Below are 12,724 nucleotides of genomic sequence, written 5' to 3'. Positions count from 1 at the left end.
GGACCGCGACCGGCCGGGGCCTCCGGGCGCCGCGCCGGCCGGGTCCGGCCCTGGCGGCTTGCAACCGCCGCCCCGGCCCGCCTAGATCGTCGCGCAGCCCGATACGGAGACCGCCATGACCGCCCCCCATGTCCTTTCCTGCCGCGTCCATTACGAGGATACGGACATGGCCGGGATCGTCTATCACGCCAATTACCTGAAATTCATCGAACGGGCCCGCTCCGACTGGGTCCGCCGGCTGGGGATCGACCAGAATGCCCTGCGTGCCGCGGGCCAGGTCTTCGTGCTGCGCCGGATCGAGGCCGATTTCCTGGCCCCCGCCCGGTTCGACGACCAGCTGGAGGTGGTGACGCAGGTTCAGGCCGCCACCGGCGCCCGGCTGGTGCTGATGCAGGAGGTGCGCCGCGACGGGACCTGCCTGTTCCGGGCGCTGGCGACCCTTGCCCTTGCCACGCTCGAGGGCCGCCCGCAGCGGATGCCCGCCGCGCTGCGCGCGCTGCCCGGGGCCGACTGAACCCGCCTGCCCCCACGTCGCGCGAAAAATCCGCGGCCCCGCCCGGTTGCGCCCTTGACGCCGCCCGCCGCGGCCCATATTCCCGGCGCACTCTCTGGCGGAGTAGCTCAGTTGGTTAGAGCAGCGGAATCATAATCCGCGTGTCGGGGGTTCAAGTCCCTCCTCCGCTACCATTACCCCCCACTTGAAAATTCGAGTTTGTGATGAGGGCGCTCAAACGCCCCCTGACCTCGACAGGGATGCCATCGCTCTCCGGACGCGAGACGATGATCGCGGAGACCAAGCCTCGCACCGCATCGCGCGCCTTGTTGTCGGGCTTGCCATCGGGCGCGGTGAGCGATGCCACGAGATCGCGAAGCGCGGACGCATAGCGGCCCGGTATGGCCGGATCGAAAACGACGCCCTCATCAACTCCCTTCAAAGCCGCAAGCTCGGCTTCCGCTGCGCGAAAGGCATTCTTCGCCTTGGACCTGCCCGGGTTTCGGGGAGAGTTTCGCTCACTTCCCGGGCCTTTCGCCCGGAGGCAATGAGGCTCAGGTAGCCGAGTGATGAATGCTGTCTGACGGGGTTATGGAAACCGTCGATGTATCTGGCGATGGCATTCTCGGCCTGCCGTCGTGTTTGCCACGCCGTCGTGCGGATCAGCCTGGCTTTGATGGTCTTGGAGAACTTCTCGACCATGGAATTGTCGTAACAGTTGCCGCTATCGCTGTGATGGATCAAGCCCGGAGCCGGGTTCCGGCTGGCGATCGCGCTCTTCAGAGCATCGAGCGCCAACGCCCGTTTCAGCCGGTCACTTGCGGCCCGCCCACGACCATCCGGGAGTACAGATCGATGACAACAGCGAGGTAAAGCCAGCCTTGGGCAGTCCAGATGTACGAGATGTCGGCGCCTCATTTCTGGTCCGGGCAAGTCCAACCCGTTAAGGCAGGCACTCAGCGAACCTCCGCGTCCTTTGCCGATTTGCATAGGATCTGCGCGAGCGCCGGAATTAGGAAAGCCACTCCGCAGCAAGCGGTTACAGTCCAGCCTGTATGGACCAGCAGCCAACCTCCAAGCGCGGATGCCGCGGCCCCGGCAAGCGTGAAACTCGCCATGAAGATACCGTTCAACCGGGCACGGGCACCCGGTTCAAGCTCGAATATGGCGCGCTGCCCGACGACGAAGCTGAATGTGACCGCCGCATTTATCATGCTTGCTCCCGACACCAGCGCGGCGACCGACCATGGGCTGGAAGGCCACGCAACCGCAGCAAGCGCAAAGCCGCCGGCCGCCATCGCCAGCGCGCCGCACGTGACCCGATCCCCGCGCCCACGGTCAGCCAGTGCCCCGGCCATGGGGGCGGCAAGCGCCCCGCTTGCAGCGGTAAGAGAGAACAGGCCGACCGCCCCTTCGGACCACCCCCAGCCCGGCTGCATCAGCCAGAGCGGCACCGCTGTCCAGAACAGCGAGAAGCCTCCGAAAAGCGCGGACTGGTAGACGATCCTGCGGCGAAGCAATGCGTAGCGGAACGGCGCGTGAAGCATCGAGCGCAGAACCGATGCATAGGGCTCGCGCTGATCAGGGCGACGTTTTGGCAAGCGCAGGGCCAACAGGATGAACAGCCCGCACATCAGCACACCGGCACTGGCAAAGACCGCTGGCCAGGCGAGCGCCTCGGCGACAAGGCCGGCGGCCGGACGCGCCAGCAGGATGCCGAGCATCAGCCCGGCCGTGACCAGGCCGACGGTCGTGCCCCGCGCCTTTTCAGGCGCGACATGAGCTGCATAGGGCACCAGAACCTGCACGCAGACGGACCCCAGGCCGATGCCGAGGCTTGCGGCGAGGAAGACACCGGCCTGCCGCGCGACGGCTGCCAGCGCGAGCGATAGTCCCGCCAGGGCGACCAGTGAGAGGATCAGCCGCCGGTTTTCCACCCGGTCAGCCAGCGGCACCAGCAAAAGCAACCCCAGCCCGTAACCGAGCTGGGTCAGGGTGACAATCCAGCCTGCTGCCTGCGGCGGCAAGCCGATCGTTGCAGCGATCGGGCCTGCGAGCGGCTGCGCGAGATAGACGTTGGCCGCAAGCGCGCCGCAGGCGAGTGCCAGCAGCGCGATTGTGCCCCTGAGCGCCGACATGAGAGATCAGGCGCCGGTCTGCATCAGGATCTGCTTCCAGACCGAGGTCTCGTCATAAAGCGTCCATTCGCGGCGCAGCTTCGGCGTCGCGGTTCCGATCTGGCCGAACTCGGCGTGAGAAATGCCAAGAACATGCACCTTAGCCCCGGTCGGCGCGCCGAAGACGCCCCAGCCGTCATGCGTCCCTGTCAGGCTCCAGCGGACGGCGGCGCGGGGCGGCATCATCGGATCGTCCCGGCCGATCTGGTGGTGGATCTCGAATGTCGCGCGCGGGAAGGCGGCGCGCAGGCCCATCCAGAAGCGATCCACCGGGCCGGTGCCGTGGCCGGTGATGCCACCGGGATATTCCGACTGTACCGCGCGATCGTATTCCTCGGGAATGGCGCGCATGTCCGCCCCCATGATACGGGTGAGCAGGTCGGCATAGCGGACCCCCCAGGGGCTGTCATTCCCGCGCCCCGAATATGGGCCGGGCCGGTCGGTCTGCGGTGTCAGCGGCTGTACGCAAGCCTCCACGCCGCCTTCGCGCGCGATGAGATCGGCGGCGTAGGCGCGCGGCTCCCAGCCCATCTGGCGCACGATCGCGCCCTGGTCGCGGATCAGCCATTCGTCGTCGATCATGTTGTTCCGCGCATGGCAGTCGGCAAGGATGCGGTACTGAAGCTTTCGCCCGGTGGCGGCGCCATAGACCCCGTCGCCAAGATGTGTCGCAGTGGACAGGATACGGTGCGAGCTGAGCATGCCCTCCTCGGGGGTGCCTGACCAGATCACGTCTTCGCCCAGCAAGGTACGGTCGGGAAACTCGGCGAGCGTTGCCATGGTCGCGGCAATCACGCCCTGGTTCCCGGACACGACCGAGGCCGGCGACCGCACCACGATGTCCGGCGCGTAATAGTCATGCAGCGTGGCAATGCCTCGGTCTTCCCAGATCTCCTTCGTGATGCCGATGATGTAGTCGGGAAAGTCGCGGAACTTGGGGTCGAAGCCGTTCATTGGGTCCATCCTTGGGGAATACGGGCCGAGGCGCGCAGGATCAGGGGCGCCTCTATGGCATGGCGCTCGGGCGCGGCACCGGGGGTTTCTATGGCGCGAAGAAGCGTGCTCACGCAGCGCGCCACCATCAGGTCGGCCTGCTGCCGGACGGTCGTGAGCCGGTAGGACAGCCAGGACGCGGCGGGCACGTCGTCAAAGCCCACGACCGAGACGTCGCCGGGCACTGAAAGGCCCAGTTCGTGCCGCAGCACGTCCATCGCGATCAGGGCCATCTGGTCACCCGCGACAAAGACCGCATCGGGGCGCGATGAGCGGTCGAACATGATCCGGACGGCATCCGCCGTGCGGGACGGCTCGAACCGGCCATCCTCCCATGCGTGCAGCCGTCGCCCCGCGACGTCGAGCGCCGCGACAAAGCCCCTCTGGCGGTCGCGCTGGGTCGACGCGCCCTCCCATCCCGCAAGATAGGCGATGCGCTCATGCTCTCCGGCAAGCAGGAACTGCCCGACCTGAAAGGCCCCGGTGAAATTGTCAGACGTGACGGCGCTGATGCCGTCGATGTCCTGCGAGCGGTTGAACAGCACCACCGGCACGCCCGCCGCCTGGCAGCGCGACGCAAGGTCCGAACTGAGCGAGACAGAGGCCAGCACGATCCCTTCCACCTGGTAGTCGAGGATCTCCTCGACCACGGTGTCGAGCGTTCCCGCCTCCTGCGAGGCCATGAAGACGAGGATGTGATAGCCCTCGGCCTGAAGCGCGTTGGACAGCTTTTCAAGCACCTCGGGGTAGAACTGGTTTTCGAGATAGGCGACCACCAGCCCGATCATCCGGCTGCGCCCCGAGACCATCGCGCGCGCGAGTACGTTGGGCCGATAACCAAGCGCCGATGCCGCCTCGCGAACCTTTTTCTCGGTCCGGGCCGAGACCGAGGCGCCGGGCGTGAAGACCCGGCTCACCGCGGATTGGCTGACCCCGGCCCGTTCGGCCACCATCTGTGCCGTCACCTTTTCGGCCATGTCTCTCTCCCCTTCATGGTGCGCCTACCGGGAACGGCACCCGCCCGGGCACCCGTGCCTTGTTGAATTCGCGCAGCCGGCGAAAGACGTCCACCCCAAGCTGATGATAGGCGTGCAGCAGATCGACCAGCACCCAGTTCTCGCGGATGAGGCCGTTTTCGATGCGCCAGAAATCAAGGCTGCGCATCTCGATCCGCTTGCCCGCCGGGGCGATGCCGAGCCAGCCATCATCCGTCACGGTCTGGATCATGTTGGGCCAGCCGGTGACGGCGGCATAATCGCCATCGCCGAAGAAATGATAGGTGATCTCGTCGAGATACTGCCCCCGGTCCGGCATTCCCGAAAGGAAGGGGATCTGGTGCCAGTTGCGGAAACCCGCGATGCCGCGCCCGGTGCCGATGCCCGATGGGCCGTACCAGCTCATGCGCGGATGCCAGAAACGGTCCATCTCCATGACCTCGGGGCCGCCTTGTGACGGGTGCCGCTTCATGTGCTCGAGCATGTCGACGATATGGCGGCAGCTGGCATCGGATCGGGCCTCGTCGCGCGGGCCGGGGACGAGCCCATCCTGGGTCGAGGGGCCGGGCACATGCCATTCGCGCCCGAGGCTCGGCGCCATGGGCCAGGCCCCCGCCTGCATCATCAGCTCGGGGATATCCCAGATCGCCTGCATCTCGACGGCGCGGCCGCCGACGATGCGGAAGAACTCGGCAAAGCGCATGTGCATCTGGCGCCCCGTCGGCGGGATGTCGAGCCACGGCCCCGCAAAGGTGCCGGTGTAATAACCGCCCGCGCCGACCCAGTCGTTCCCGAATTCGTCAGGGCCGGACATGACGATGTAATCGCGGCGCTCAAGGTCGGGGACTGCATCGAAAAGCGCCGCATAGCAGCTGTCATAAAGCGCATGCGGTCCGGTCAGATCACCGAAGGGATGGCACATGCGCATCAGCGCATCGGGGGCGAAGGCGGTATCCAGCGCCCTGCGCACGCCGCTTTCGTCGAAATCATACATCGCGGCGCGAAGGGGCGCGATCAGCGCCTTGTGATCGGTGTGGCGGCAGCTCATCGGGCGGGCCTCGGCGCGGTGCGCGCGCCCCTGTCGAAGGCTTCCCAACCCTCGCCGCCGAAAACGTCATGGCCAAGCTGCGCCAGCACATGCGGGAAATCGACCATCACCCAGTTGTCCCGGATGCGCCCGTCCTCGACCTTCCAGAAATCCATGTAGCGGATCTCGACCCGTTTGCCGGTGGGGGCGATGCCCATGAAGGGGCCGGAATGGACGGCCTCCTGCCGACCGAAGGCTGCCGCCCATTCGCCCATGAACAGGCGCGCCTCGTCGATGCAGACCTTGTCCGAGAATGCCGCCTGGAACGGGCGTTGCCAGTTGTCCTGAAATTCGCGCAGGCCGGTCTTGGTGCCGCAGCCCGTGTTTCCCATCCAGCGAAAGCTGTCGTGGAAGAAGGCGCCGATGTCATCGATGCGGTGATCGTTGAGCCCGTCGACCATGCTTTCGATGACAGCGCGGGTCTCGGCGGTCTTGCACATGTCGGTGTCGCGGCTCAGCGCCGCCTGCTCGGGGCGTGCGCCCGTGGATGTCGTGGTCATCGTGTCGTGTCCTTGTTGATTTCGAAAGGGGTGGCAAAGGTGGCCCCTTTCAGGAAATCGCGCGGCATCCGGTTGAGCGCGGGGTGGCGCATGCGGGCGCCATGACGGGCGGCGCGGCTCATCCCTTGACCGCCCCGGCGGTCAGGCCGCTGACGATCTGGCGCTGGAACACCATCACGAGGATGAACAGCGGCGCGGTGATCGACACCGCGGCGGCCACGGCGACCACCTGATCGGTGGTGGTGGTCTCGCGGTTGAACATGCCCGCAATGGCCGGAACCATCGTCTGGTTCTGCGCATCCAACAGCAGCGAGGTCACGAGAAAGTCATTGTATCCCAGCAGGAACGAGAACAGCCCCGTGGTGATCACCCCCGGCCACATCACCGGCATGATGACCCGCCGGAATGCCTGGAAATGCGTGCAGCCGTCGACGCGCGCCGCCTCGTCGAGATCGGCAGGGATGTTCTGGAAGAAGCTGCGCAGCATCCAGATCGTGAAGGGCTGGTTGATCGCGACCAGCACCGCGATCACCGCCAGCGGCTTGCCATAGAGCGTCGGTGCCGCGTCACCGAGGATCGGGCGCAGGATTTCGGCGGAGTTGATGAATACCGGCAGGTAGCCTGCGACCAGCACCGAATGCGGCAGCGCCCGGAACACCAGCGCGATGATCAGGATCCAGAAGGCCAGCGTACTGCCCGACCGCGCCAGCCCGTATCCCGCCAGCGTGCCGACGGTAAGCGACACCAGCACCACGCCGCAGGTCACGATCATCGAGTTCTGGAAATTGCGCAGAAAGCCGCGCTCGATCCAGACGGTGCGGTAATGCTCGGTGGTGAAGCCGAAGACGTCGCGCCCCAGCGGACCGGCAAGCGGATTGAGCACCGCAAGAAGCGTCGGCAGCAGCACGAACAGCACCAGCGCGGCGCCAAGCGTCACGACCGCAGCGCCAAGCACCCAGCCGATCCAGCGCCGCCTAGGCGGGATCTGGCCGATCAGCGAGGGCATCTGCCGCGCGACCAGCCGCACCATGCCCCAGCAGGCCGCCAGATATAGAGCGATCCCCAGAACCGACACCCCGCTGCCATTCGCCAGCGTCGCGGGTCCGGTGACGACATTCCAGAAACGGTCGTCGAAAGCGTCCACAGGAGATTTGACGCTCATCACCGCGATCCACAGGATCGGGAAGGCGGCGACAAGACACCAAAGGGCAAGGAACCCCGAGGACAGCAGCTTCAGCGAGACGGGTTGGCGTGCAAGGGCGGTGGCCATGTCAATGCGCCTTTCTATGGTCGCGCCAGCTGCGCTTGAGCGGCGGGATGAGCAGGATGACGATGCCGACCATGGTGAGCATGGCGCTGGCCGAGGCGCGCGAGATCGACCGGTTGCCCGCCTGATCCGGTTGCAGGAAATCGTAGGTCAGCCATTGCAGCGAGATGACGTGCCCCTGGCTGGAGAAGCCGACGACCTCTTCGAAGACGCGGTAGCTGTCCATCAGGTGGATCATCCCGACAAAGAGGATGAGCGGCATAAGGTGCGGGATGACGATGTATTTCATCCGTTGCCAGCGGCTGGCCCCGTCGATCAGCGCGGACTCGAGGCTGTCACTGCTGACGGTCTGCAAACCGGCATAGAACACGATGGCCGCGAAGGGCGCGACGTGCCAGACCCGGTAGAGCATCATCAGCACCTCGATCGTCCAGGCCTGCGCGAACATCGAGATGTCCTGCCCCGAGGCGCGTTCCATCAGCGCGGTCAGGATGCCGTCGCCCCGGAACAGCCAGTTGATCGACAGCGCGCCGATTACCGGCGTGATGATGAAGGGCAGCAGCGAGACGAAAATCACCGGCCCGCGCAGCCGCTTTCCGGCATTGTTGATCGCCACCGCAAGGGCCAGCCCAAGCGCGATGACCGCCGGAAGCGTCAGCAGCGTGAAGCTGAGCGTGAAGCGCAGTGCCTTCCAGAAGTCGATCGCCATGAGCGCGCGCCAGCTGCCCGCGCTCACAGCATCCCAGGCGCGGCCAAGCTCGAGCACGTTGGCATAGCTTTGCAGGCCGACCCAGCGGGTTTCGGTGACGATCTTGCCGTCCTCGCCCAGAACCGGCTGGTTGCGGGTCTCGATCACGCAGGTCTGGGTGAGGAAGCCCGGCGTGCAGGTCTCCACCTCGACCGCCTCATACAAAGGCTGCGTCACCTGGAAGCTCTGCACGAAGACCGATATCAGCGGAAAGGCGATGAAGAGCAGCATCATCACGACCGATGGGCCGACAAAGGCGGAAAAGGTGGTGAATTTCATGATGCTCTCCCTGCCCCTGCCCGATCAGTCGACCAGCCCGGCCTCGCGGGCGGCGACCAGATAGGCCGCCTCGATATCGGCAAGGGTGGTCTGCGCGTCCTTGGCCCCGGTCAGGTAGGCGGCGATGCCGTTGCCAAGCGCCGTGTGCATGATCCCCATCGGGGCAGAACCGGGATAGGGGGCGGCACCTGCCTCGGCCGTCGCGGCGGCGCCTGCGGCCAGCGGGCCGGGCACATAGCCCTCGACCAGCCAGACGGCGGCGTCGTTGTTGGCACTCACCATCTCTTCGTCGAGCCCCTCCATCGCGACCCGGAATGCCGCGGCGGCCTCTTCGTCAGGGATGTTCTGCGCGATCACGATGCCATCCCACCAGATGCTCGACGCGGGCCGCTGCGATCCCATCGGAGCCGATGCCATGGTGACCTTGCCGACCACCTGGCTTTCGCCCGGATCCTCCATCGCGGCGGCACGGCTCGACCACAGGTTGGCCATGGCGATCTTGCCCTGCTGGAATTGCTGCTGCACGTAGGTCGAATCCGAGACCAGATACTCGGGGTCCATGAATTCGGTCATCGCCGTCATTGTCTCGAGGCTCCTGATCCCCGCCTCGTTGGCGATGCTGGGCATATTCTCCGCATCGACGAAGGCCGCGCCTTCGCCGAGGTAGAGATTCACGAATTCCTCGCCCAGATCCCAGCCGGTCTTGAAGGTCGCGCCGATCGGGTAGTCGACCAGCCCCGCCTCGCGGATCGCCTCGGCGGTGTCCAGCGCCTCATTCCAGGTCGCAGGCACCGGCAGGCCGAGCTCGTCGAGGATGTCCTGCCGAACCATCAGGTGCTGCGTGTTGACCATCATCGCCACGGCCATGGTCTGCCCGTCGATCCTGATCAGCTGGTTGGGCTTCAGCGCCGCGCCATATTCGGCAACCAGATCGTCAAGCGGGCGGATGGTGCCGGCGTTGAGCAGCGGCACGATGGTGGAATTGGCGACGCCGCCGATCTGGTAGAGCGCCGGGTTCGCGGCAAATGCTTCGGGCTGCTTTTCGCGGAATTCCTGGTCGAGCGAGGCCGACACGTTGCCACATTCGGCCATGGCGTCGGTAACGGCCTTCCAGGCCTCGAACCCGGCGGTGAGCGAGGACACGGGCGTTTCGTTGTCGAAGGAACAGGCGGCCTGCGCCATGGATGCTGCGATGCCGAGGCTGCCCACAAGGGCGATGGTCCTGAAGATCATGGTCGGTACTCCTTGATGGGCTTAAACGCGTTCGCCGGTATCAGCGTCGAACGGGTGGCAGATACGAGCGGGCACATGGATCGACACCGGCGTGCCGATCTCGGCGCGAAAGCTCTTGTCGGCCTTGACCGACACCAACGCGCCGCCAATGCGGACAGAGATCATCACCGCGTCTCCGAGCAGTTCGATGGTATAGATCGGGGCGGTGATCTCGGCTTGCGTTGCGAATTCGGCCAGTCGCGCGTCTTCTGCCCGGAAGCCGAGGGTCAGCGGCCCGTCCGGGAGGTCGAGGCCGGAAATCGCGGTGCCATCGGCGGTGAAGGTTCCTTCCGCAACCTGCCCGTCGATCAGGTTCATCGCAGGCGAGCCGATGAAACTGGCGACAAAGGCATTGGCGGGCCGGTCATAGATCTCGGTCGGGGTGCCGACCTGCTGCACCTTGCCCTTGCGCATCACCACCACGCGGTCGGCAAGCGTCATCGCCTCGATCTGGTCATGGGTGACGTAGATCGTGGTGACCTTGAGGTCATGGGTCAGGTTCTTGATCTGAGCGCGCGTCGAAACCCTCAGCTTGGCATCAAGGTTCGACAGCGGCTCGTCCATGAGGAAAACATTGGGCTGGCGCACGATGGCACGGGCAAGGGCCACACGCTGACGCTGGCCACCCGACAATTCGGCCGGGCGACGGTGCAGGAACTCGCGCAGCTCGACCATGTCGGCGGCGCGCATGACCTTTTCATCATGGCTCGCCGGATCAACGCCGCGCACCTTCAGCGGAAACCGGATATTCTCGTAGACGGTCATGTTCGGGTAAAGCGCGTAGCTCTGGAAGACCATCGACACATCCCGGTCCTTGGGTTCGAGGTCGTTGACCACCCGGTCCCCGATACGGATCTCGCCACCGGAAACCTCCTCCAGACCTGCGATCATCCGCATCGTCGTGGTCTTGCCGCAGCCCGAAGGCCCCAGCAGCACGAGAAATTCGCGGTCGGCGATCGTCAGGTCGAACCCCTCGACACCGACGAAATCGCCCCATCTCTTTTGCAGGTTCCTTAGCTGAATCTCGGCCATGTCGCCCCCGGCTGTGTGTATCTGCATACGCTTGCAAATAGCCGTAGACATCGCGCCCGACTTCGGGAAAGCTCTTTTTGCAAGCGTATGCAAAATTTCGTTTCGCGCCTCATGATGGTCAGCGAAGTCGCGGAAACAAGCCGAAGGTGCCGAAGAAATGAGCGACATTCAGACAGCCAAGGCCGTCGTGGCCGAGTTCCACCACAAACTGGACAATGCAAGGTTCGAGCAGATTCCGGACATGCTTGCCGCTGCGACAGCGGACGATTACCTTTGGCGCGGATACCACCCGTTTCACGAATTGCACGGGGCCGATGCCGTCGCCTCGCGGTTCTGGCAGCCGCTGCGCGCCGCCCTGCGCCGAATGCAACGTCGGCAGGACATCTTTTTCGCCGGGCGCAACGAGATGGACGGCGAAGCCAGCACCTGGGTCGTCTCGATGGGGCATCTCATGGGGCTGTTCGATGCGCCATGGCTGGGGATCGCGCCGACACGTAAGATGGCGTTCCTGCGTTACTGCGAATTCCACCGCGTCGAAGATGGGCGCATCGCGGAAACGGCGCTGTATTTCGACCTGCCGCATTTCATGGTGCAGGCCGGGCTGCGCCCGTTCCCTGTGCAGACCGCTGCGCATCTGGTGCAGCCGGGCCCCATGACCCATGACGGGCTTCTCACGGCGCCGCAGGATCCGGCGGAGGGCGCGGCGACTCTGGCCCTGATCAACGCGATGATCTCGGACCTCGGTCAATGGAACTCCGGCCTGACGCTGGAAGAGGAACTCGCCCGGACCTGGGCCGACGACATGATCTGGTGGGGCCCGGAGGGCATCGGCGCCACCTACACCATCCCGCGCTACGCCGAGCAGCATTCCGGCCCGTTCCGCGCCGGCTTCACCGGGCGCACTCCGACGAAACACCTGTGCCGGATGGCCGAGGGCAACTATGGCGGCTTTTTCGGCTGGCCGAATTTCACCGCGACACCGACGGGCGGCTTCATGGGCATGCCGGGGACCGGCAAGGCCGGAGAGTTCCGCGTGATCGACCTCTACCGCCGCGAGGGTGACAAACTCGCCGAGAACTGGATCTTCATCGACCTTCTGCACTTCTGGAACCAGCAGGGAATCGATATCCTTGCCAGAACGACAGCGCTGAACGGGACGCTCCGTGAATGACAACGGGCCGGGGGCGGCTTTGCGATGCTTCAGCTGGCTCGCGTCATTTCAGACATACGGAGCGCTGCTGCGCGACAACGCGGCTCAAGTGTCGCGGTGAATGGTCTTCGGCAGCCCCTCACTCCACTTGCGCAGTTCATCCAGGAAACCCAAGGCTGTGCGCCCGAAATCGGTGATTTCGTAAACCACGGTGATCGGGGCGGTGTCACACACCTCGCGTCTGACCAGCCCCTGCTCTTCGAGTTGCCGCAAGCGTTCCGTGATCATCTTCTTCGACGCGCCGCCGATCATCCGGGCGAGGTCGTTGAACCGCACCGGCCCATCCTTGACGTGCCAGAGGATGGAGCCGGTCCATTTGCCTCCGATGATCCGCATCCCGCGCTCGATGGCGCAGGGTTCGGTGCAGGCATTGGCCGCGCTCCGTCGGCCGGAACCGTCTACTTCGATCTTTGCATCCATCGTTTTTAAGCTCCGCTGATCCGCGCTGGATTAGGTTACCAAAAGTATACTGGTTGTTTTTACTTCCCGCCACAGTCATCTCATCCCGGACCCCGCCGAAGTCAAGCGGGCGGAGCAACGGAAGAGACGATATGAGCAAGATCCACATCCTGAACGGCGCGCAGCCTTATGAATTTGCCCCCGGTAAACTCAACAAAACGCTCGCGGAGCGCGCCAAGGCGACATTTGAGGCGCAGGGTCACGAGGTTCGC

At 65.0% G+C, this 12,724-nt stretch carries 13 protein-coding genes, 1 tRNA gene and 1 pseudogene; 3 read left to right on the top strand and 12 right to left on the bottom strand.

The features are described 5' to 3' along the window. The first annotated feature begins 115 nt into the window (after positions 1-115). Both ybgC and ICN82_RS19710 read left to right on the top strand, forming a co-directional pair. Positions 116-514 (top strand): tol-pal system-associated acyl-CoA thioesterase, encoded by a 399-nt coding sequence (gene ybgC / locus ICN82_RS19715; protein ID WP_193186581.1) that lies wholly within the window; start codon positions 116-118, stop codon positions 512-514. A gap of 96 nt (positions 515-610) precedes the next feature. Then, a tRNA-Met gene (locus tag ICN82_RS19710) sits at positions 611-687 on the top strand. Between the two features lie 358 nt (positions 688-1,045). Here the strand turns inward: ICN82_RS19710 and ICN82_RS19705 are convergent. The 11 genes and pseudogenes from ICN82_RS19705 to ICN82_RS19660 form a co-directional block, all read right to left on the bottom strand. Further along, positions 1,046-1,407, bottom strand: a pseudogene (locus ICN82_RS19705) (DDE-type integrase/transposase/recombinase); the annotation flags it as partial. A 42-nt stretch (positions 1,408-1,449) separates the two neighbouring features. Continuing rightward, complete coding sequence (locus tag ICN82_RS19700; protein WP_193186575.1) at positions 1,450-2,631, bottom strand: MFS transporter; 1,182 nt, start codon at positions 2,629-2,631, stop codon at positions 1,450-1,452. A 6-nt stretch (positions 2,632-2,637) separates the two neighbouring features. Beyond that, on the bottom strand, positions 2,638-3,624 hold the full coding sequence (locus tag ICN82_RS19695; protein WP_193186573.1) for a nuclear transport factor 2 family protein: 987 nt from the start codon (positions 3,622-3,624) through the stop codon (positions 2,638-2,640). After that, positions 3,621-4,640, bottom strand: a complete 1,020-nt coding sequence (locus tag ICN82_RS19690; protein WP_193186570.1) for a LacI family DNA-binding transcriptional regulator — start codon at positions 4,638-4,640, stop codon at positions 3,621-3,623. The genes ICN82_RS19695 and ICN82_RS19690 overlap by 4 nt, the downstream gene beginning before the upstream one ends. Positions 4,641-4,653: 13 nt before the next feature. Then, complete coding sequence (locus ICN82_RS19685; RefSeq protein ID WP_193186567.1) at positions 4,654-5,706, bottom strand: ester cyclase; 1,053 nt, start codon at positions 5,704-5,706, stop codon at positions 4,654-4,656. Continuing rightward, complete coding sequence (locus ICN82_RS19680; RefSeq protein ID WP_193186564.1) at positions 5,703-6,245, bottom strand: ester cyclase; 543 nt, start codon at positions 6,243-6,245, stop codon at positions 5,703-5,705. The genes ICN82_RS19685 and ICN82_RS19680 overlap by 4 nt, the downstream gene beginning before the upstream one ends. Beyond that, complete coding sequence (locus tag ICN82_RS21570; protein ID WP_269142441.1) at positions 6,242-6,367, bottom strand: hypothetical protein; 126 nt, start codon at positions 6,365-6,367, stop codon at positions 6,242-6,244. Before ICN82_RS21570 ends, ICN82_RS19680 begins: the two co-directional genes overlap by 4 nt. Continuing rightward, positions 6,364-7,515, bottom strand: coding sequence for a carbohydrate ABC transporter permease (locus tag ICN82_RS19675; RefSeq protein WP_193186561.1), 1,152 nt, complete (start codon positions 7,513-7,515; stop codon positions 6,364-6,366). Before ICN82_RS19675 ends, ICN82_RS21570 begins: the two co-directional genes overlap by 4 nt. 1 nt (position 7,516) lies before the next feature. Next, complete coding sequence (locus ICN82_RS19670; protein ID WP_193186558.1) at positions 7,517-8,539, bottom strand: carbohydrate ABC transporter permease; 1,023 nt, start codon at positions 8,537-8,539, stop codon at positions 7,517-7,519. 24 nt (positions 8,540-8,563) lie between these two features. Beyond that, entirely contained in the window at positions 8,564-9,772 is a 1,209-nt protein-coding gene (locus ICN82_RS19665) for an ABC transporter substrate-binding protein (protein WP_193186555.1), read from the bottom strand. 21 nt (positions 9,773-9,793) lie between these two features. Further along, on the bottom strand, positions 9,794-10,843 hold the full coding sequence (locus ICN82_RS19660; protein WP_193186552.1) for an ABC transporter ATP-binding protein: 1,050 nt from the start codon (positions 10,841-10,843) through the stop codon (positions 9,794-9,796). Between the two features lie 157 nt (positions 10,844-11,000). Between ICN82_RS19660 and ICN82_RS19655 the strand changes: the two genes are divergently transcribed. Continuing rightward, positions 11,001-12,014, top strand: coding sequence for a nuclear transport factor 2 family protein (locus ICN82_RS19655; protein WP_193186549.1), 1,014 nt, complete (start codon positions 11,001-11,003; stop codon positions 12,012-12,014). Between the two features lie 84 nt (positions 12,015-12,098). Here the strand turns inward: ICN82_RS19655 and ICN82_RS19650 are convergent, their stop codons facing one another. Continuing rightward, positions 12,099-12,473, bottom strand: a complete 375-nt coding sequence (locus tag ICN82_RS19650; RefSeq protein WP_193186546.1) for a winged helix-turn-helix transcriptional regulator — start codon at positions 12,471-12,473, stop codon at positions 12,099-12,101. Positions 12,474-12,724 lie beyond the last annotated feature (251 nt).

The sequence above is a fragment of the Mangrovicoccus algicola genome (assembly GCF_014903745.1).
GTDB lineage: Bacteria > Pseudomonadota > Alphaproteobacteria > Rhodobacterales > Rhodobacteraceae > Mangrovicoccus > Mangrovicoccus algicola.
The sequence above is the reverse complement of the archived record's forward strand: the minus strand, read 5'-3'. Positions and strand labels throughout refer to the sequence as shown.

Coding starts and splice junctions, on each gene's coding strand:
- ybgC (WP_193186581.1), top strand. CDS start 116: ATGACCGCCCCCCATGTCCTTTCCTGCCGCGTCCATTACGAGGATACG.
- ICN82_RS19700 (WP_193186575.1), bottom strand. CDS start 2,631: ATGTCGGCGCTCAGGGGCACAATCGCGCTGCTGGCACTCGCCTGCGGC.
- ICN82_RS19695 (WP_193186573.1), bottom strand. CDS start 3,624: ATGAACGGCTTCGACCCCAAGTTCCGCGACTTTCCCGACTACATCATC.
- ICN82_RS19690 (WP_193186570.1), bottom strand. CDS start 4,640: ATGGCCGAAAAGGTGACGGCACAGATGGTGGCCGAACGGGCCGGGGTC.
- ICN82_RS19685 (WP_193186567.1), bottom strand. CDS start 5,706: ATGAGCTGCCGCCACACCGATCACAAGGCGCTGATCGCGCCCCTTCGC.
- ICN82_RS19680 (WP_193186564.1), bottom strand. CDS start 6,245: ATGACCACGACATCCACGGGCGCACGCCCCGAGCAGGCGGCGCTGAGC.
- ICN82_RS21570 (WP_269142441.1), bottom strand. CDS start 6,367: ATGAGCCGCGCCGCCCGTCATGGCGCCCGCATGCGCCACCCCGCGCTC.
- ICN82_RS19675 (WP_193186561.1), bottom strand. CDS start 7,515: ATGGCCACCGCCCTTGCACGCCAACCCGTCTCGCTGAAGCTGCTGTCC.
- ICN82_RS19670 (WP_193186558.1), bottom strand. CDS start 8,539: ATGAAATTCACCACCTTTTCCGCCTTTGTCGGCCCATCGGTCGTGATG.
- ICN82_RS19665 (WP_193186555.1), bottom strand. CDS start 9,772: ATGATCTTCAGGACCATCGCCCTTGTGGGCAGCCTCGGCATCGCAGCA.
- ICN82_RS19660 (WP_193186552.1), bottom strand. CDS start 10,843: ATGGCCGAGATTCAGCTAAGGAACCTGCAAAAGAGATGGGGCGATTTC.
- ICN82_RS19655 (WP_193186549.1), top strand. CDS start 11,001: ATGAGCGACATTCAGACAGCCAAGGCCGTCGTGGCCGAGTTCCACCAC.
- ICN82_RS19650 (WP_193186546.1), bottom strand. CDS start 12,473: ATGGATGCAAAGATCGAAGTAGACGGTTCCGGCCGACGGAGCGCGGCC.